The sequence below is a fragment of the Sphingopyxis solisilvae genome (assembly GCF_015475875.1).
Lineage (GTDB): Bacteria > Pseudomonadota > Alphaproteobacteria > Sphingomonadales > Sphingomonadaceae > Sphingopyxis > Sphingopyxis solisilvae.
In genome coordinates, this window is sequence record NZ_JADKYM010000001.1 from 73,024 (window position 1) to 90,811 (window position 17,788).

Genomic DNA, 17,788 nt, shown 5'->3' on the forward strand with positions numbered 1-17,788 from the left:
CATGACAGCGGTGCTTCAGATTTCCGGCCTCGGAAAAACCTATCAAAGCGGTCACACGGCGCTCAGCCATGTCGACCTGACGATCAACAAGGGCGAGATTTTTGCCCTGCTGGGACCCAATGGCGCCGGCAAGACGACGCTGATCAGCATTGTCTGCGGCATCGTGACGCCCACGGCCGGATTGGTCAGCGTCGCCGGGCACGACCATGCGCGAGAGTATCGCGCCGCCCGCTCGCTGATCGGTCTGGTGCCGCAGGAACTGCATACCGACGCGTTTGAAACGGTGCTGGCGACGGTCAGCTTTTCGCGCGGTCTGTTCGGCAAGCCGCGCGATCCGGCGTTCATCGAAAAACTGCTGCGCGACCTGTCGCTGTGGGACAAGCGCGATGCCAAGATCATGGAGTTGTCGGGCGGCATGAAACGCCGCGTCATGATCGCCAAAGCGCTGAGCCACGAACCCGAAATCCTGTTTCTCGACGAGCCGACCGCCGGGGTCGACGTCGAACTGCGCCGCGACATGTGGCAGATGGTCCACGGGCTGCGCGAGCGCGGCGTAACGATCATCCTGACCACGCACTATATCGAGGAGGCGGAGGAAATGGCCGACCGCGTCGGGGTGATCAGCAAGGGCGAATTGATTCTGGTCGAGGAAAAACACGCGCTGATTAAAAAGCTCGGTCGCAAGACGTTGACGCTCAATCTCGCCGAACCGCTGTCGTCGATTCCGCCCGCTCTTGCCGACTGGAAACTAGAACTGGCGGGTGACGGGCATGAGCTTGTGTACGAATTCGACAGTCAGGCCGAAGCGACCGGTGTGCCGTCGCTGCTCCGGCGGATGAGCGACATCGGCGTCGGTTTCAAGGACCTGCACACCAAGCAAAGTTCGCTCGAGGATATTTTTGTCGGGCTGGTGCATCGCGACAACAACGCCGCCGCGACGGGAGAGGCCGCATGATTTCGAATCTGCGCGGCATTCGCGCGATCTACCAGTTTGAAATGGCGCGCTTCGGCCGCACCTTCTGGACCAGCCTGATGCTTCCCGTCATCACCACGGCGCTCTATTTCGTCGTGTTCGGATCGGCGATCGGCGGGCGGATGAGTGAGGTCGGCGGGGTGCCGTACGGCGCCTTCATCGTGCCCGGGCTGATGATGCTGACGATGTTCACCGAAAGCATCAGCAATGCGTCGTTCGGCATCTATATGCCGAAATGGACGGGAACGATCTACGAAATGCTCTCGGCACCGCTGTCGCCGCTCGAAACGGTGATCGCCTATGTCGGGGCGGCGGCGACCAAGTCGGTGATCATCGGTGCGATCATCTTTGCCACCGCGCACCTGTTCGTCGATGTGCAGGTCGCGCACCCACTGCTGATGGTTGGCTTCATGCTGCTGATGGCGGTGACCTTCTGCCTGTTCGGGTTCATTATCGGCATCTGGGCGCAAAGTTTCGAGCAGTTGCAGGTAATCCCCTTGCTCGTCGTCTATCCGCTGACCTTCCTCGGTGGCGCCTTCTACTCGCTCGACATGCTGCCCGCGACTTGGCGGACGGTGACGCTGTTCAATCCGGTGGTCTATCTGATCAGCGGCTTCCGTTGGACCTTCTTCGGGCAGGGCGATGTCGCGATTGAGGTGAGCATGGGGGCGGTCGCGCTGTTTTTCGCACTGTGCCTAGGGATCATCTTCTGGATGTTCCGGACGGGGTACCGGCTGAAAAGCTGAACCGGACACGCAGCGGCTCCGCCGGTCTCGCCAAGGAGGCCGGACTTAAGCATCGTGACGAACCTGCGGCCCTTTTCCCCTGCGTTCGCAGCGATAAGGACCGGTGTGGTCAGTCGTTCAGGCGCTCGCGCATTTCCTTGCCGGGTTTGAAATAGGGGACGTTTTTCGCCTTCACATCGACCGCGGCGCCGGTCCGCGGATTGCGACCGGTGCGCGATTCGCGCGCGCGCGTTGAAAATGCGCCAAAGCCGCGCAGTTCGACACGGCCCCCCGCTGCGAGCTGGTCGACAATAGAGTCGAAGAATGTGTCCACAATGCGCTCGACTTCATCGACTCGCAAATCGCTGTTTTCGTTCGCGATCTTTTGAACCAGTTCTGACCGGATCATTTGCTTCCCCTAGTATAAGTCACGCGTCTCCCGCCGAAGCAGGCGTCCGGTCGTTGCCGGTCCATTGTTTTGCGTGAGACCCCTCCCAACGCGCGCGGAAGGTATCATGAATCACTGTTTGGTCAAAATATATCACTGAAAGAAAAAGGCCCGCAGAGGGACACTCTGCGGGCCTTTAATTTCGCCTGACGGCTAAAGGAGGAAATTAATCCTTCTTGCCGGCCTTCAGCGCTTCGCCGAGGATGTCGCCGAGCGACGCGCCCGAGTCCGACGAGCCGTACTGCGCGACGGCTTCCTTCTCTTCGGCGATCTGCATCGCCTTGACCGAGAAGTTCGGCTTTTTCGAGCGGTCGAACCCGATGACCATCGCATCGAACTTCTGGCCGACCTGATAGCGTTCGGCGCGCTGTTCGTCGCGGTCGCGGCCAAGGTCGGCGCGCTTGATGAAGCCGGTGATGCCGTCTTCGCCGGCCTGGACTTCCAGGCCGTTGTCGCGAACTTCGAGCACGGTCACGGTGACGATGTCGTTCTTCTTGACCGAACCGGCTGCGGCGACGCCGCCGCCGACGGCCGGAGCGCCCTTTTCAAGCTGCTTGATGCCCAGGCTGATGCGTTCCTTTTCGACATCGACGTCGAGCACGACGACCTGAACATTTTCGCCCTTGCGGTGCAGGTGCAGCGCTTCTTCGCCCGAGATGCCCCATGCGATGTCCGACATATGGACCATGCCGTCGACGTCGCCCGGCAGGCCGACGAACAGACCGAATTCGGTCGCGTTCTTGACTTCGCCTTCGACGACCGAACCGACCGGATGCGCTTCGGCGAACGCCCCCCACGGGTTCGACTGTGCCTGCTTCAGGCCCAGCGAAATGCGGCGCTTGTCGCTGTCGACTTCGAGGACGATGACGTCGACTTCCTGGCTGGTCGAAACGATCTTGCCGGGGTGGACGTTCTTCTTGACCCACGACATTTCGCTGACGTGGACCAGGCCTTCGATGCCGGCTTCCAGTTCGACGAAGGCGCCGTAATCGGTGATGTTGGTGACCGTACCCGACAGCTTGGCGCCGACCGGATATTTGGCGGCAACGCCTTCCCACGGATCGCTTTCCAGCTGCTTCATACCCAGGCTGATGCGCTGCGTGTCGCGGTTGATGCGGATGATCTGCACCTTGACCGTGTCACCGATGTTGATGACTTCGCTCGGGTGGTTGACGCGCTTGTAGCTCATGTCGGTGACATGGAGCAGACCGTCGATACCGCCGAGGTCAACGAACGCACCATAATCGGTGATGTTCTTGACCGCGCCTTCGATGATCTGGCCTTCTTCCAGGTTGAGGATCAGGCCCGAACGCTGTTCGGCGCGCGTTTCTTCCAGGATGGCACGGCGCGACACGACGATGTTGCCGCGGCGGCGATCCATCTTCAGGATCTGGAACGGCTGCGGCAAGTCCATCAGCGGGCCGACGTCGCGCACGGGGCGGATGTCGACCTGGCTGCCGGGCAGGAACGCCACGGCGCCGCCGAGATCGACGGTGAAGCCGCCCTTGACGCGGCCAAAGATCACGCCTTCGACGCGCGCTTCCTTGTTGAATTCTTCTTCCAGGCGGTCCCAGGCGGCTTCGCGGCGGGCGCGGTCGCGCGACAGCATGGTTTCGCCATTGGCGTTTTCGACGCGGTCGACATAGACTTCGACTTCGTCACCGACCTTCAGGTCGGCCTTCTGGCCCGGCATGGCGAATTCGCGCAGGGCAACGCGGCCCTCGCTCTTCAAGCCGATGTCGATGACTGCCAGGTCGTTTTCGATCGCGGTGACGGTGCCCTTGACGACGCGGCCTTCAAAGCCGCCGTCCGCACCACCAAGCGATTCATTGAGCATCGCGGCGAAATCGTCGCGCGTCGGAAAAGCCGTAGTGGCCATAGAGAAAATTTCCTTACTTCATTTGTTCCGGCCAAGCGGTTGGTTCCGCTGGTCTTGTGGCCGATATGTCCCGCCCGCCGGATGCGATGCGGAACATCCTTGGGACCTTTGCGGGCGGGGCAGGGGCAAAGCAAAACGGGCGCGACGGGTGCATCCCGTCACGCCCCGCACGCGTTTTCAGGCGGCGGTCTGTCCGTGCCTCGACCGGCACAAAGCCCGTCGGACCGCGCGCCTATAGGCGGCAACACCTGCAAATGCAAGGTTCAAAGCCGGGTTCAGCCATTGTTTCGAGTCCGCGTTTCGACAAATGCAATCGCCGCTGCGATTGCGGCTGCGGGCGGCATGTCGCTGTTGTCGAGCAGCATCGCATCGGGCGCGCGCAGCAACGGGGCATCGGCGCGGCCGGTGTCGCGGGCATCGCGGGCGTGAACGTCGGCCAGCACCGCGTCATAGGTCACATCGACACCACGCGACAGCATCTCGGCATGGCGGCGGCGCGCGCGCGCCTCGGCGCTGGCGGTGACGAACAGCTTCGCGTCGGCGTGCGGCGCGATCACTGTACCGATGTCGCGGCCGTCGAGGATCGCGCCGCCGGGCTGGTTGGCAAAATCGACCTGCCGCTGGAACAGCGCGGCGCGGACCGGCGGATGCACCGACACCCGGCTGGCAAGGCTGCCGGTACTTTCAAAGCGTAGCGCGGGATCATCGAGCAGACTGGCGGGGAACTGGCATGCCGCCAGCGCGTCGGCGGCATCGTCCGGATCGCCGTGATTGAGCTGTGTCTGATAGCCGACCGCGCGATAGAGCAGCCCCGTGTCGAGCACCGGCAGACCGAAATGCTCCGCCAGCGCCCGCGCAATCGTGCCCTTGCCCGATGCGGTGGGGCCATCGACGGCGATGATCATCAATTGCCCTGGAATGCGTCGATGCGCACGGAGATCAGCTGGTTATCGGGACCGAACAGCAATTTGATCCATCCGTCGGGTTCGAACGAGCCACCGCACGATGCGATGCCGTCGCCTTCGCCCGCCTGGCCGGGTTCCAGGCAGTCGATCGCGATTTCGGGCAGGAAAGCACGAACGCGCGCCATAACCTCGGGCCGCGCGCGGGCGGTGCCGATATCGAGCGCAGCAATGTCGCGGTTTCTAACTTCGGCCGCATTGATAATTTTGATCGCGATGACCTCGCCAAAAATGATGTGGCGGACACCGGCGCTGTCCTGCCACTCGCAATCGATTGCGGTTTCGGTGCAATCCTTTTCGTTGACCAGTCGTCCAATCCTTTCGGGATCGACCGCGCGATTCAGCGCATGCGCCGAAAAGCTCGCGTCGGCGCGCTTCAAGGGATCGCTGATCGCTTCGCTGGCGTGGGCGCCATGCATACCGAACAGCAGTGCGAGCGCAGCAAAGGCCGATGTGGCGGTGGTGCGACGGACGATCATGACTGCAATTCTCCCAGCAGCGCCTCGAAATTGGGAAAGCTTGTCGCGACCGGTGCCATGTCGTCAATCGTCACCGGTGACCCGGTGACAAGTCCGGCAATCGCAAAGCTCATGCAGATGCGGTGGTCGAGATGACCGGCGATTGTTGCGCCGCCGGGCAGCGGGTCGCCGCCGGTGCCGTCGATCACCAGCCCGTCCTCGCTTTCGGTCACGCGTGCGCCGATCGCCGTCAGCCCGGTCGCCATGACGGCAAGACGGTCGCTTTCCTTGACGCGCAGCTCGTCGAGGCCGGTCGTCACCGTGCGGCCCTCGGCGAGTGCGGCGGCGACGAACAGGATCGGATATTCGTCGATCATGCTGGGCGCGACCGCGGGATCGACGTCGATGCCGGTCAGCGCACTGTGGCGGACGCGCAGATCGGCGACGGGTTCGCCGCCGACTTCGCGTGGATCGATGAGCTCGATGTCGCCGCCCATCTGGCGCAGCACCTCGATCAGCCCGGCGCGGGTCGGGTTCAGCCCGACATGGGTGATGGTGATGTCGGAGCCCGGCACGATCAGCGCCGCGACGATGAAAAACGCGGCTGATGACGGGTCCCCGGGGACAATGATCGTCTGCGGCTTCAACTCGGCTTCGCCCGCGATACGGATATGGCGGGTGCCGTCCGCATCGGTTTCGACCGCCAGGTCGGCACCGAAACCGCGGAGCATCCGCTCGCTATGGTCACGGGTGGGCACCGGTTCGATGACTTCGGTGATGCCGGGCGTGTTGAGCCCGGCGAGCAGCACCGCGCTCTTCACCTGTGCCGAGGCGACGGGCAGGCGGTAGGCAAGGGGGATGGCGGGGGCGAGGCCGCGCACCATCAGCGGCAGACGGCCGCCGGGCGAGGCCGAGATGTCGGCGCCCATCTGCGCCAGCGGATCGATCACGCGGCCCATCGGGCGGCCCGACAGGCTGGCGTCACCGACGAACGTAGCAGTGATCGGATGGCTGGCGACCAGTCCCATCAGGAGCCGCGTCGAGGTGCCGCTGTTGCCCATGTCGAGTGCTTCGCGCGGCTGGAGCAACCCGCCGACCCCGACGCCATGGATGCGCCACTCGCCGTCGTCACGCCGTTCGATCGTCGCGCCCATCGCGCGCATCGCGGCCGCGGTCGCCAGCACATCATGCCCCTCGAGCAGGCCGGTGACGCGGCTTTCCCCCACTGCAAGTGCCGCCAGCATCAGCGACCGGTGCGAGATGCTTTTGTCGCCGGGAATCGCGATCCGGCCGTTCAACGGAACGGAGGCGGCACAGCTGCGCGGGGTGGCGGTTCGATCGGTCATGGCGAGCGGCTTTTGACAGCGCCCTTACAATCTGGCAAGGCGCACGCCGATTTGACGGATAGCTATTCAGACGCCGTCGTCTTCCGATATTTTCATATTGTTTCCAGAAGGTTACGAGGCTTTTATGATCAAGGCTGAATGGGGCACGAAGCGCAGCTGCCCGAAATGCGCCACCCGATTCTATGATTTGACCAAGGATGATCCGGTCAGCTGCATCAATTGCGGCTACAGCTGGATCCCGGAATCGGTGCTGAAATCGAAGCAGCCGATGCCGTTCGAACAGATCGAAAAGCCGGGCAAGGTCGTCAAGGAAGACACGGCCGACGAGGATCTGGATCTGGATGTCGACGTCGACGAGGACAGCGACTCGCCTGACAATGACGTCGACCTCGGCGGCGACGATGATCTGGGTGTGGCGACCGGCGACGACGACGACGACGAAAGCTGACACCTTTTCGCCGGGGGCCAAAAAATCGGTGAAAGATGATTTGGCCCCTTGCATCGCCCGGCGGCGCTGCTAAAGGCGGCGTCCCGGTCGCACCGCCCAGGGCGATCACATCTGGTACGGGGCCTTAGCTCAGCTGGGAGAGCGCCTGCATGGCATGCAGGAGGTCAGCGGTTCGATCCCGCTAGGCTCCACCATTTTTTCAAAAACGGTCCGCGCAAGCGGGCCTTTTTTGTTGGGCGTGGCGGCTGCAATTGGGCACCATCGATGTCGGGTTTGGGGTGGGAAATTGACATTCGCCCATTCTCCCTCCTTCTTGCTGTTCCAAAGGATTGTAGGAGCAAGATGGGGATGAGACGCTGCCACCACAACGGCTTCTTATTTGCCGTATCGGCGTCGTTGGCTCTACCGATCGTCGCGTGTGGCGACGCCGAGAAATTACCTGTTGATGACTCACGCCCATCGTTGAGCAATGCCGCTGGCGGATGCTCTGCAGCTAGATTCAGCTACTTAGAAAACCTGAAGGCAGTCCATCACGATAGCGCTGATCCCATCGTAGAAGCTGCATGGATCGCAGCTGCCGATGCCGCTGGAGAGCAACGCGATAGCTTTGCTTCGGAGTATTGTTCAGTGGAAGTTCGCGCCCCTCCTGATAATGTGCGATGTTTTCAATTCTATATGAAGGAACCGGCGCCGGGCGGTGCCATTCAGCTGTGCTTGGATGACAACCGGAAAGTTTCACGCATTCATCTCGATGAATAGGCTTGTGAAGGTCCGCAACTGGTCGAAACCTTCCAGCACCGGGAAGGCACCCCTTATCCCGCAACCTCATCAAACAAGGGTTCCAGCGCGATCGGATCGGCCAAGGTAATCCGGTCCAGCACCGAGGCGGTGTCGTCGCGGACTTTCAGCATCAGGCTGCGCAACCGGCATTCGGCTTCGGGCAGGCAATTCTTGCAATGTTCGTGCGCGTTGCGCGACGCGCAGGGCACCAGCGCCAGCGACCCGCGCGTCAGCCGCACGAGGTCACCATAGCTGATATCGACCGGCGGCAACGCAAGCTGATAACCCCCGTCGCGTCCGCGCTGCGAGATCAGCAGCCCTTCGCGCGCCATTTCCGACAGGATCACGGTCAGGAACTTTGGCGGAATGTTCTGTGCGTCGGCAATATCCGCCAGTTGGACCTGGCCCTTGCCCCAATGATCGGCAAGATGCTGGAAGGCACGGATCGTGTATCGGGTCTTTTGCGAGAGCATGGCGCGGTTACTGTGACATATTCAGGCTTAATTCAACCTGTCTGGATGAGATTTCGCCGAGAGTTGATGAAAATCACAGCGGGTGGCATGAACGTCGGTTATAAGCGAAGCCGACATGCCGCGATGGCGATGATTTGGGGCAGGGCTGTATGATGCGTAAATTCTTGAGCGTTCCGGCGATATTGGCGGCTTCCATGCTCGTGGCGACGCCGACCTATGCCCAGTTTGGCGGTTTGCTGAGAAAGGTCACGGCACCGACGCCGACTCCGAGCCCTAGCGACGACAACGGCGGATGCCCCAAGGGGAAGAAGGGCAGCAGCGTCGGACGCGGCATATTGGGCGGTGTCATTCGCGACGCGGTCGGTGACGCGGCGAGCAAGGCGGGCGTTTACAGTTATGTGCCGATCTCCGAAGTCAGCGGTACATTGACCGATGCCATCGCCTGCCGGCTGGATCCCGCCGAGCAGGTGCAGGCAGCGACGGCGACCGAAGAAGCGACGCGGGGCGAGGAGGTCGGGGCGACCGTGAACTGGACCAGCGCGACCCGACCCGAAGTCAGCGGGTCGTCGACTGTCGCGTCGATCAATGAAGAAAGCGGCGGCCGCAAATGTATGAACGTCAACGATTTCATCATCGTCGATGGGGAAGAGACACGGGTCACAAAGCGGATGTGCAGGGGACCGGGTGAATCGCGCTATGTCCTTGCTGCGTAAAATCGCGCGGATCGGCGTCGCGGCGCTGGCGCTTGCCAGCCTGACCGGCGCGACCGCGATGGACCCCGCCAATCCGACTTGTCCGCTGAACCCGAACTGGTCGACCAATCCGACCATGAAACTGACCATCGAAAAACGCGGGGAAATGAAGGTCATGCTGGCCGAAGGGCGCGTCGATCCGGGATTGCCCGAACGGTTGGCCGCAGCACTGAAAGCCAATCCCGACGTTGGCGAAATCTGGCTGCGCTCGCCCGGCGGCGACGCGCGCGCGGGCAACGCGGCGGGGCGGGTCATCCGATCCAATATGGGCGTCACGACGCGAATCCCTGCAGGCTGGGCCTGTTTCAGCGCATGCAATTTTGTGTTCATGGGCGGCGCGCCGCGGGTCATCGATCCCGGCGGCCTGTTCATCGTCCACATGTTCACCCGCACCGGCGACCGGTCGGCGATCGACATGAGCGTGGCGATGGGCACCGACGCCACACGCGAACTGATCGGCGATATCGAACAGGATTCTGCGCTGCTCGCCAGCGAAGACAATGATTTCCTGATTCGGATGGGGATCTCGCGAAAATTGTTGACCGAGGTCATGTATCGCCAACAGGCGGTGGCGACCGAAGAGAACAAGTCAACCCGCCGCTGCCTGACGCTTGACGAGGCGCTCAAATATGGGGTGACCTACGCGCCCGAGTAAGGCGCGGGCATCTTCCGTAGAGTTGCAAACAGCAACGAATGACGTAGACTGGCGGCTAACAAGGAGAGGCTGCCATGACCGACATGACGCACGACCACGCCACCTTCCGCTCGATGATCGACGGGACGCAGGAAGACTGGGACATCATCGCGCGCGAGCAGAAGGCGTTCGCGCCGCAGAATGGCAAGCGCATCCTCGACCATCTGAAATTGCTCGGCGGCGATTATGGCGGCTTTCCGGTCGACCGGCTGGAACATTGCCTGCAAACCGCCACCCGCGCGCACCGTGACGGCCGCGACGAGGAATATGTCGTGATGGCACTGCTCCATGACATCGGCGACACGCTCGGCGCATTCAACCACCCCGACGTCGCGGCGGCGATCCTCAAGCCCTTTCTGTCAGAGGAGAATCTGTGGATCGTCCAGCATCACGGCATTTTCCAGGGCCATTATTTCTTCCACTATATCGGCCTCGACCGCGACATGCGCGACCAGTTCAGGGATCATCCCTTTTATGATGCCTGCGCGGAATTCTGCGAAAAATATGACGCGCCGGCGTTCGACCCGGATTACGACAGCGAGCCGCTTGAATTTTTCGAGCCGATGGTGATGCGGATCTGCTCCTATCCCAAAACCAGCATCTATAAAAAGGTGATGGTCGAGGAAGCGGCGGAATGAGATAGCCGTCGCCCCCGCGAAGGCGGGGGCCGCTATCGTCGCTGTGCAAGGTTGCTAGCGGCCCCCGCTTTCGCGGGGGCGACGCTAACCTATTTCCCCTTGAACTCAGTCTTGCGCTTCTGCTGGAACGCCATGATGCCCTCCATCGCGTCGGCGGTGCCGCCCGCGATGAACTGGCCTTTGGCTTCGGCATCGAGCGTCGTTGCGAAATCCTGCGTCAGCCCGTCGCGCAGCACCCTGCGCATTGTGCCGAGCGCGATCGTCGGCCCGTTGGCGAGCCGCGTCGCCAGCGCCTTCGCTTCGCCCATCAGCTCGGCATCTTCGACGCTTTTGTAGATCATGCCCCAGTCGGCTGCTTGACCGGCTGAGATTTTCTCACCCAACATCATCATTTGCAGCGCGCGCGGGACGCCGACCAGCCGCGGCAACAACCACGACGAACCGCCGTCGGGGACCAGACCGATGTTGACGAAGGCCTGCAGGAAATAGGCGCTTTTGCCCGCGATGGTGAAATCGCCCGACAGCGCAAAGCTGCATCCGACCCCTGCCGCCGGGCCATTGACCGCGACGACCACCGGGATGTCGAGATTGGCGAGCGACAGCAGCATCGGGTTATAATGGCCACGCAGCGCGTTACGGCTCCGCGCGCCGCCGCTCACGGCACCGCCGGCCGAGCGGTCGCCCGCCAGATCGGCGCCCGAACAGAAACCGCGCCCTTCGCCGGTAATCAGCAAAGCGCGCGCCCCGAGTGAGGGCAGATGGTCGAGCGCCTCGCGAATATCGTCGGCCATTGCGGGGGGCATCGAATTGAGCCGGTCGGGGCGGTTCAGCGTGATGGTCGCGACTTGATCGGCGATATCGAGTTTGATCGTTTCAAAGGTCGGAAGGGTCATGGGGAAGAATCCTCTCGCAGGCTGCTTTACCTTTACGTTCACGTAAAGATGTGGCGCATTTGCGGGACGAGTGCAAGAGTGAAGGGAGAAGAGCCGTGACGGCTTTCGACCGGTTGCGGACGTAGAGATCCTCCCCGCTTGCGGGGAGGGGGACCACCGAAGGTGGTGGAGGGGTCTCGCGGCCTGACGCAAGCATTGCGTGAAGACGCCAACCCCCTCCGTCAGCGCTTCGCGCTGCCACCTCCCCACAAGCGGGGAGGATCTCTACGTCCGCTCTCCCCCCAAAGCCGTCCCTATTCTCCGCCCAGCCGCACGAACCGCATATCGCCTTCGGTGCGGTGGAGGGTGAGCCCGCGTTCGGTCTTTTCGGCGCAGGCGCCCTCGAAATTCACGACGCCCATATCGTTCGGCACGATGATTACGCGCAGCTTGCCGCGATCGGCTTCGGTCAATTCGAAGCGCGGCGCGGTGACGTCGTAGATCGGCTCGCGGACCTCGATCCAGCGCGGCACGCGCTTGTCGTTTTCGGGCATCGTCCAGCCATAATATTGGGTGTAATCTTCCACCGGATCGCCGCTGTCGAAGCCGATCGTGAAATCGACCCCCGGGACGCCCTTGCCGTTGGGCCAGGTGACGAGCAGGGTGGGGATGGTGCCTTCGACTTCGATAAGCGGCCCCTTTTCCATTGCGGGCGGCAGCGGCTTGGGATCGGTGGTGAAGCAGACCATGTCGCCGTGCGTTTCCCAGCGGCCTTCGGCGTGCTCGTCGAGCGCGCCCGCCGCGAGCACATATTGGAAGCGACCGTCGCTGCGGATTAAAAGGCCACCACCTACGTCGGGGCCTTCGGCCAGACGGTACTCGCCAACGAACGGTGATTCCTCCGCTACGGCAGGGGCGGCGATCAGCGCGACGGCAAGGAGAAGGGTTCGCATCGGGGGATCATGCGGCCGCCGCGCCGCCGACGCCAGCCCCTTTCCACATCCGCCGCCGCCTGCTACGCGCCCGCGCCATGTCCAAGCATCCCGACCGCCGCACCTTTGCCATCATCTCGCACCCCGACGCGGGCAAGACGACGCTGACTGAAAAACTGCTCGTAGCGGGCGGCGCGATCCATATGGCGGGCGAGGTCAAGGCGCGCGGGCAGGCGCGGCGCGCGCGATCTGACTGGATGAAGATCGAACAGCAGCGCGGCATTTCGGTGACCTCGTCGGTGATGACGTTCGAGCATGCCGGGCTGGTGTTCAACCTGCTCGATACGCCGGGGCACGAGGATTTCAGCGAGGATACCTATCGCACCCTCACCGCCGTCGACAGCGCGGTGATGGTGATCGACGCCGCGAAGGGCATCGAGCCGCAGACGCTGAAGCTGTTCGAAGTCTGCCGCCTGCGCTCGGTGCCGATCATCACCTTTATCAACAAGGTCGACCGCGAAGGGCTGCCGCCGTTCGAGCTGCTCGACGAGGTCGCCGACCGGCTGGCGCTCGACGTCTGCCCGATGAACTGGCCGGCCGGAATGGGCGGGCAGTTCGAGGGGATTTACGACCTCGTCGATCCGGCGATCATGAAGCCCGGCGGCGATGCTTCGCGCATGTATGAGGGCGACCGCATCGCCGTGTCGGGACTGGACGACGACGGACTCGCGGCGCAACTCAGCGGCGATGCGCTCTCGCTTCTGAAGGAAGAAACCGAGCTCGCCTCGGCCTGTTACGCGCCGTTCGATGCGGCCGCCTACCGCAATGGCGACCTGACCCCGGTCTATTTCGGATCGGCGCTGAAGGAGTTCGGCGTGACCGACCTGCTGAATGCGCTGGCCCAGCACGCCCCGGGGCCGCAGCCGCAACCGGCCGAACCAGCCCCCGTGCAGCCGGGCGACGATGCCGTCACCGGCTTTGTGTTCAAGGTGCAGGCGAATATGAACCCGGCGCACCGCGACCGCATTGCCTTCATGCGCCTGTGTTCGGGCAAGTTCGAACGCGGGATGCGGCTGATGCAGGGCGGGACGGGCAAGGCGATCGCGATCAGCCGCCCGATGCTGTTCCTGGCGCAGGACCGCGAGATGGCGGAAGAGGCTTATCCCGGCGATATCATCGGGATCCCGAACCACGGCACGTTGCGCGTCGGCGACACGCTGTCCGAACGCACCGACGTCACGATCACCGGTCTGCCGAATTTTGCCCCCGAAATCCTGCGCCGCGTCGCGCTCGTCGATCCGACCAAGACCAAGCAGCTGCGGAAAGCGCTCGACGACATGGCGGAGGAGGGGATCATCCAGGTCTTCTATCCCGAAATCGGGTCGAACATGATCGTCGGCGTCGTCGGCCAGCTGCAATTGGAAGTGCTGATCAGCCGGCTGGAGGCCGAATATAAGGTCGAGGCCAAGCTGGAGCAGTCGCCGTGGGATACCGCGCGCTGGATCGCCAGCGATGATCCGGCGGCGCTGAAGGCCTTTCAGGCCGACCATCGCGGCGCATCGGCCACCGACCGCGACGGCGCGCCGGTATTCATGGCAAAGGATGCGTGGGAAGTCGGCTATGTGACGCAGCGTCACCCCGCGATCCGTTTCACCGCGACCAAGGAGCGCATTTTCGCCGCTGCGGGTTGATCGCCGACCGCAACTTTGTCACGATCTCCCTGCGTGGACCGAAGGAGGGAGTATCGATGCGAAGGATGGGATACTGGATTGCCGCCGCGTCGCTGGGGATGGCCGCGCCGGTTGCCGCACAGCCGGCGATATCGCTGCCGATCGCACCGGGGTTCTGGACCAACGAAGGCCAGAAATGCGGGTCGGTGCATTACGGCTATATCTACGACGGAAAACGCTGGGGCTCGGTCTATTATTACGGCCCGACGCAGAATCTGGGGCCGAACGCCGAATTGCAACCGATCACGCAGACGCGCGCGGTCGCGGGCGGTTTTACACAGATGCAGTTTGGCGGGTTCGATGGCGCTGGCTATTTCCGGGTGAAGGCGACCGCGCCCGACCGCGCGCTTTATCGCGTCGGCGCACCCTTTCGCGACGAGATCCAGGTTTCGGACGAAACGCTGATCCGCTGTTCCTATCGGGCGATGTCGCCGAAGATGCAGGCGGCGATGCGTCGCTTTACGCCCGCGCTCGCTAAATAAGGCTGAGCAGATCGGCCGGGGCGGAGCTTTCCTCCTCTTCCTCATCGCCCTCGAATTTGCTCAGGGTGACGCCGAGGAGGCGGATGCCCTGTTCGGTGGGGAGCAGCGGCGCGAGGATCGCTTCGCCGGCCGCGAGCAGGGCGTTGCCGTCGGCGATCGGCGTCGCGACCGATTTCGCCCGCGTGATCGTACGAAAATCGGCGTAGCGCAGCTTCAGCGTCACCGTCCGCCCGCGCGCGCCCTTCTTGGCGGCGCGATCCCACACGACGGTGCAGACATGCGCGAGCGCTTCGCGGATTTCGGTGTCGCTGACCAAGTCGTTGAAAAAGGTGCGCTCGCCGCCCAGCGACTTCAGCGGCCGGTTCGACTTGACCCGGCGATGGTCGATGCCGCGCGCCAGATTGTAAAGCCATTCGGCGCTGTTGCCGAAATGCGTCGCGAGCCATAGCGGGTCCCTGGCGGCGAGGTCCGCGCCCGAAAAGACGCCGAGCCCCTCCATCTTGGCCGCCGTCACCGGCCCGATCCCGTGGAAGCGGCGGATCGACAGCGTCTGCACAAATGCGGCGCCCTTTCCCGGCGGGATTACCGTGAGGCCGTCGGGCTTGTTCTGGTCCGACGCCAATTTGGCGATGAACTTGTTGTAGGAAACCCCCGCCGAGGCGGTGAGGCCCGTTTCCTCGCGAATGCGGCGGCGGATCAGCCGCGCGGTCGCGGTGGCGCTCCCCAGTCCTGCCTTGTCGGCGCTGACATCGAGATAGGCCTCGTCGAGCGACAGCGGTTCGACCTCGTCGGCATAGTCGCGAAAGATCGCGCGGATCTGGTGCGAAATGTCGCGATATACCTCGAACCGCGGTGGCACGAAAATCAGGCCCGGGCATTGGCGCTTCGCGGTGATGCTCGGCATCGCCGAGCGAACCCCGAATTTGCGCGCCTCATAGCTGGCCGCGGCGACGACACCGCGCCGCGACGAGCCGCCGACCGCGACCGGTTTGCCGCGCAGCGCCGGGTCGTCGCGCTGTTCGACCGACGCGTAAAAGGCATCCATGTCGACATGGATGATCTTGCGAACGGGGCGTTCGGCAGCCTCGCCGGTCGGGGAATCCTGCACATCTTCCACCAGCAGCGTTTAACATGTTGCCCGAATGTTCTCAACGCCCGTCGTCGCGGCGCTTGACGCGCGCGACGTGAAATGGCAATCGCGCCAGCCTTGGCGATGCGGGTATAGCATAGTGGTAATGCTCTAGCCTTCCAAGCTAGCTAGGCGGGTTCGATTCCCGCTACCCGCTCCATTCCCTCATTTCGGCCCAGGCGCCTTTGGCAGATTTCGACTGCCGTCCCGCCAGCGGGTTAACCCGATGGTCAAGTTTCTGCGCCAATGGAACGGGTCGGTCCCCCATCCTCCGGCGGCCATTTGGGCGGTCACCGCAGCCGGTGCGCGGACTGGGGAATAGCGGGCCGTTGCAGGGCAGACTGGCATGAGCGAACTCAAGATTTCCAGCGACACCACCGATTTTGAAGTGCCGGCGTCCCTGGATGAACAGGGCAAGCTGACCGACGATTGCGTGCGGCGCGCGCTGGCGACGATGGACGCGCACGGTTTCGTTGTCCTGACCGACCTGCTTTCGAATGCCGAAGCGGCCTTCGGTCTCGACCTGATCCGTCAAACCATCGACGATCCCGAGCGCAACCGCTGCTCGTTCGCCAGCGAGACCGACAATCGTTATTTGCGGCGCGACTTTTGCTCGCTTCCCTCGAACGAGCCCGTCATCCGCTTTGCGGCCACATTGTGCCAGCGGCTGGAGGGCGTTTTTACCGAATATTGCGGCAGGACGCGCGCGCTGCTCGAAGTCATCACCCTGACCAGCTACCGCGGATCTTCGCACCAATATATCCACCGCGACCCGATGGGCGTGATCAGCCTGCTGGCGGCCGTGGAAGATGTATCGGAGGAGCAGGGCGGGACGGTGTTCGTACCGGGCACGCATGGGTATAGCGGCGCCGAATACCGGCATGGCGGCGCGGCCGACGAGCTGATGCGCCTGTTCAGAATAGCGTGCAACTGGCGCGTCCTGCGCCACAATCTGAAAAAACTCTGGCGGATGCGCAAAAGCGGAGAGGCTCCCTTGGCCGACGGCGAGTTTCTCGACCGGGTGTTTTCGACCAGATGGGACCAGCATCAGCCGAACCTGCTGCGCTTCGTGTTGGGCAAGAACAATGAATTCAGCATCCGCATGCTGGGTCCGCGCACTTTGTGGAAGCTGTATCGCCAGCGAAAAACGCTGAGCAGCCGGTTCCGCCTGGTACAGGCGGCGCCGCGCAAAGGAACGGTCATTCTGTATCGCAGCGATATCCTCCATGCCGGTCCCGACAACCGGTCGCCGGTGCCGCGGCGCCTGTTCGCGATGAGCATCGCGCGCGACGTCATCGATACCAAATATTGGCATGACGGATATTCGCCGCACCCGACCCTCACGGCCGAACCCCTTTGCCTGGGTGACCTGTTGGATCAATCGCCGCTGCTGCGACCTGCCGGCGCACCGGTTCGCCGTCCAAATGCTTTGGCGAGCTAGCCCGCGGGTTCGATGCCCAGCAGTTCGACGGTGAACAGCAACGTCGCAGCGCCCGGGATCGGGCCTTTGCCGTCGGGGCCATAGGCAAGCCGCGCGGAGATCGCGAGTTCGAGCTTGTCGCCGACGCCCATCAGCGCGACGCCCTCCTGCCAGCCCGGGATGACGCGATTGAGCGGAAAGCTGGTCGGGGTGCCGCGTTTGATCGAGCTGTCGAACTCGCTGCCGTCCGCGAGCGTGCCGACATAATGGACCGTCACGACATCGGTCGGGTCGGGGCGGGCGCCGGTACCGTCGCCCGCGACGCGGCGCCACCGCAGCCCGCTGGGTGTTACCTGCCAGCCATCGGCGCCGTTACGCTCGGCCAGCGCCGCCATCTGGCGGTTTAGCCAAGCCGTGCCTTGGGTCGGTTGCGCGCTGGCGGCAACCGCGTGAGAAAGTGCCAGCGAGGCGGCAAGCAAGAGCAAATGCCGGGAGAGTCGGTTAGCGGACATCGGAACCCCTGTTGGAACGCAGCGAAAGAAAGACACCGCCTTTCCATAGCGCCGCCTGTGCGATTTGACACCGTATGATTGGCGGAAGTGCGACATTGCGGGTGGCGTCGATGCGGCAGATCGGCGCGACGAGTC

Annotated in this window: 20 protein-coding genes and 2 tRNA genes; 12 read left to right on the top strand and 10 right to left on the bottom strand. The window is 63.2% G+C overall.

All coding sequences use genetic code 11. The features are described 5' to 3' along the window. The first annotated feature begins 1 nt into the window (after position 1). Together IR187_RS00325 and IR187_RS00330 are read left to right on the top strand one after the other, a co-directional pair. Positions 2-955 carry an ABC transporter ATP-binding protein gene (locus tag IR187_RS00325; RefSeq protein ID WP_194952728.1) on the top strand — a complete coding sequence of 318 codons (954 nt, stop codon included), beginning with the start codon at positions 2-4 and terminating at the stop codon, positions 953-955. Beyond that, positions 952-1,719, top strand: coding sequence for an ABC transporter permease (locus IR187_RS00330; protein WP_194952729.1), 768 nt, complete (start codon positions 952-954; stop codon positions 1,717-1,719). Before IR187_RS00325 ends, IR187_RS00330 begins: the two co-directional genes overlap by 4 nt. A 109-nt stretch (positions 1,720-1,828) precedes the next feature. On the opposite strand, the gene IR187_RS00335 is transcribed toward IR187_RS00330, so the two are convergent. The 5 genes from IR187_RS00335 to aroA form a co-directional block, all read right to left on the bottom strand. Next, positions 1,829-2,107, bottom strand: a complete 279-nt coding sequence (locus IR187_RS00335) for an integration host factor subunit beta (protein ID WP_194952730.1) — start codon at positions 2,105-2,107, stop codon at positions 1,829-1,831. 205 nt (positions 2,108-2,312) lie between these two features. After that, positions 2,313-4,025, bottom strand: coding sequence for a 30S ribosomal protein S1 (rpsA, locus tag IR187_RS00340; RefSeq protein WP_194952731.1), 1,713 nt, complete (start codon positions 4,023-4,025; stop codon positions 2,313-2,315). 275 nt (positions 4,026-4,300) lie between these two features. Then, on the bottom strand, positions 4,301-4,930 hold the full coding sequence (locus IR187_RS00345; protein WP_194952732.1) for a (d)CMP kinase: 630 nt from the start codon (positions 4,928-4,930) through the stop codon (positions 4,301-4,303). Then, a complete protein-coding gene (locus IR187_RS00350; RefSeq protein WP_194952733.1) occupies positions 4,930-5,466 on the bottom strand; it encodes a hypothetical protein in 537 nt (178 codons plus the stop codon). The genes IR187_RS00345 and IR187_RS00350 overlap by 1 nt, the downstream gene beginning before the upstream one ends. After that, positions 5,463-6,791 carry a 3-phosphoshikimate 1-carboxyvinyltransferase gene (aroA, locus tag IR187_RS00355; RefSeq protein WP_194952734.1) on the bottom strand — a complete coding sequence of 443 codons (1,329 nt, stop codon included), beginning with the start codon at positions 6,789-6,791 and terminating at the stop codon, positions 5,463-5,465. Before aroA ends, IR187_RS00350 begins: the two co-directional genes overlap by 4 nt. Positions 6,792-6,915: 124 nt before the next feature. Between aroA and IR187_RS00360 the strand changes: the two genes are divergently transcribed. The 3 genes from IR187_RS00360 (at position 6,916) to IR187_RS00370 (ending at position 7,998) form a co-directional block, all read left to right on the top strand. Next, entirely contained in the window at positions 6,916-7,239 is a 324-nt protein-coding gene (locus IR187_RS00360) for a TIGR02300 family protein (RefSeq protein WP_194952735.1), read from the top strand. 118 nt (positions 7,240-7,357) lie between these two features. Further along, positions 7,358-7,433 (top strand) — tRNA-Ala (locus tag IR187_RS00365). 154 nt (positions 7,434-7,587) lie between these two features. Continuing rightward, entirely contained in the window at positions 7,588-7,998 is a 411-nt protein-coding gene (locus IR187_RS00370; protein WP_194952736.1) for a hypothetical protein, read from the top strand. 53 nt (positions 7,999-8,051) lie between these two features. Here the strand turns inward: IR187_RS00370 and IR187_RS00375 are convergent, their stop codons facing one another. Continuing rightward, positions 8,052-8,492, bottom strand: a complete 441-nt coding sequence (locus tag IR187_RS00375) for an RrF2 family transcriptional regulator (protein WP_194952737.1) — start codon at positions 8,490-8,492, stop codon at positions 8,052-8,054. Between the two features lie 152 nt (positions 8,493-8,644). On the opposite strand from IR187_RS00375, the gene IR187_RS00380 reads away from it, so the two are divergent. The 3 genes from IR187_RS00380 to IR187_RS00390 all read left to right on the top strand — a co-directional run bounded on the left by IR187_RS00380 (position 8,645) and on the right by IR187_RS00390 (position 10,576). Then, positions 8,645-9,205 (top strand): hypothetical protein, encoded by a 561-nt coding sequence (locus IR187_RS00380; RefSeq protein WP_194952738.1) that lies wholly within the window; start codon positions 8,645-8,647, stop codon positions 9,203-9,205. After that, positions 9,177-9,899 carry a COG3904 family protein gene (locus IR187_RS00385; protein WP_324187620.1) on the top strand — a complete coding sequence of 241 codons (723 nt, stop codon included), beginning with the start codon at positions 9,177-9,179 and terminating at the stop codon, positions 9,897-9,899. The genes IR187_RS00380 and IR187_RS00385 overlap by 29 nt, the downstream gene beginning before the upstream one ends. A gap of 74 nt (positions 9,900-9,973) precedes the next feature. Next, positions 9,974-10,576, top strand: a complete 603-nt coding sequence (locus IR187_RS00390) for an HD domain-containing protein (RefSeq protein WP_194952739.1) — start codon at positions 9,974-9,976, stop codon at positions 10,574-10,576. A gap of 89 nt (positions 10,577-10,665) precedes the next feature. Here IR187_RS00390 and IR187_RS00395 read toward each other — a convergent pair whose 3' ends face one another. Together IR187_RS00395 and IR187_RS00400 are read right to left on the bottom strand one after the other, a co-directional pair. Further along, positions 10,666-11,469 (bottom strand): enoyl-CoA hydratase-related protein, encoded by an 804-nt coding sequence (locus IR187_RS00395; protein WP_194952740.1) that lies wholly within the window; start codon positions 11,467-11,469, stop codon positions 10,666-10,668. 293 nt (positions 11,470-11,762) lie between these two features. Beyond that, complete coding sequence (locus IR187_RS00400) at positions 11,763-12,401, bottom strand: hypothetical protein (RefSeq protein ID WP_194952741.1); 639 nt, start codon at positions 12,399-12,401, stop codon at positions 11,763-11,765. 77 nt (positions 12,402-12,478) lie between these two features. Here IR187_RS00400 and IR187_RS00405 point away from each other — a divergent pair, with 77 nt between their 5' ends. Further along, the gene (locus IR187_RS00405; RefSeq protein ID WP_194952742.1) at positions 12,479-14,071 is read left to right on the top strand and encodes a peptide chain release factor 3; all 1,593 of its coding nucleotides are present in this window, start codon (positions 12,479-12,481) and stop codon (positions 14,069-14,071) included. Between the two features lie 56 nt (positions 14,072-14,127). Continuing rightward, positions 14,128-14,592: a hypothetical protein gene (locus IR187_RS00410; RefSeq protein WP_194952743.1), complete on the top strand. Its 465-nt coding sequence runs from the start codon at positions 14,128-14,130 to the stop codon at positions 14,590-14,592. On the opposite strand, the gene dinB is transcribed toward IR187_RS00410, so the two are convergent. Next, positions 14,585-15,709, bottom strand: a complete 1,125-nt coding sequence (gene dinB, locus IR187_RS00415; RefSeq protein ID WP_324187621.1) for a DNA polymerase IV — start codon at positions 15,707-15,709, stop codon at positions 14,585-14,587. The two genes, IR187_RS00410 and dinB, sit on opposite strands and share 8 nt — an antisense overlap. Positions 15,710-15,807: 98 nt before the next feature. Here dinB and IR187_RS00420 point away from each other — a divergent pair. Both IR187_RS00420 and IR187_RS00425 read left to right on the top strand, forming a co-directional pair. Then, positions 15,808-15,881 (top strand) — tRNA-Gly (locus IR187_RS00420). A gap of 186 nt (positions 15,882-16,067) precedes the next feature. After that, a complete protein-coding gene (locus tag IR187_RS00425; RefSeq protein ID WP_194952744.1) occupies positions 16,068-17,162 on the top strand; it encodes a phytanoyl-CoA dioxygenase family protein in 1,095 nt (364 codons plus the stop codon). Here the strand turns inward: IR187_RS00425 and IR187_RS00430 are convergent. After that, positions 17,159-17,653, bottom strand: coding sequence for an FKBP-type peptidyl-prolyl cis-trans isomerase (locus tag IR187_RS00430; RefSeq protein ID WP_194952745.1), 495 nt, complete (start codon positions 17,651-17,653; stop codon positions 17,159-17,161). The two genes, IR187_RS00425 and IR187_RS00430, sit on opposite strands and share 4 nt — an antisense overlap. Positions 17,654-17,788 lie beyond the last annotated feature (135 nt).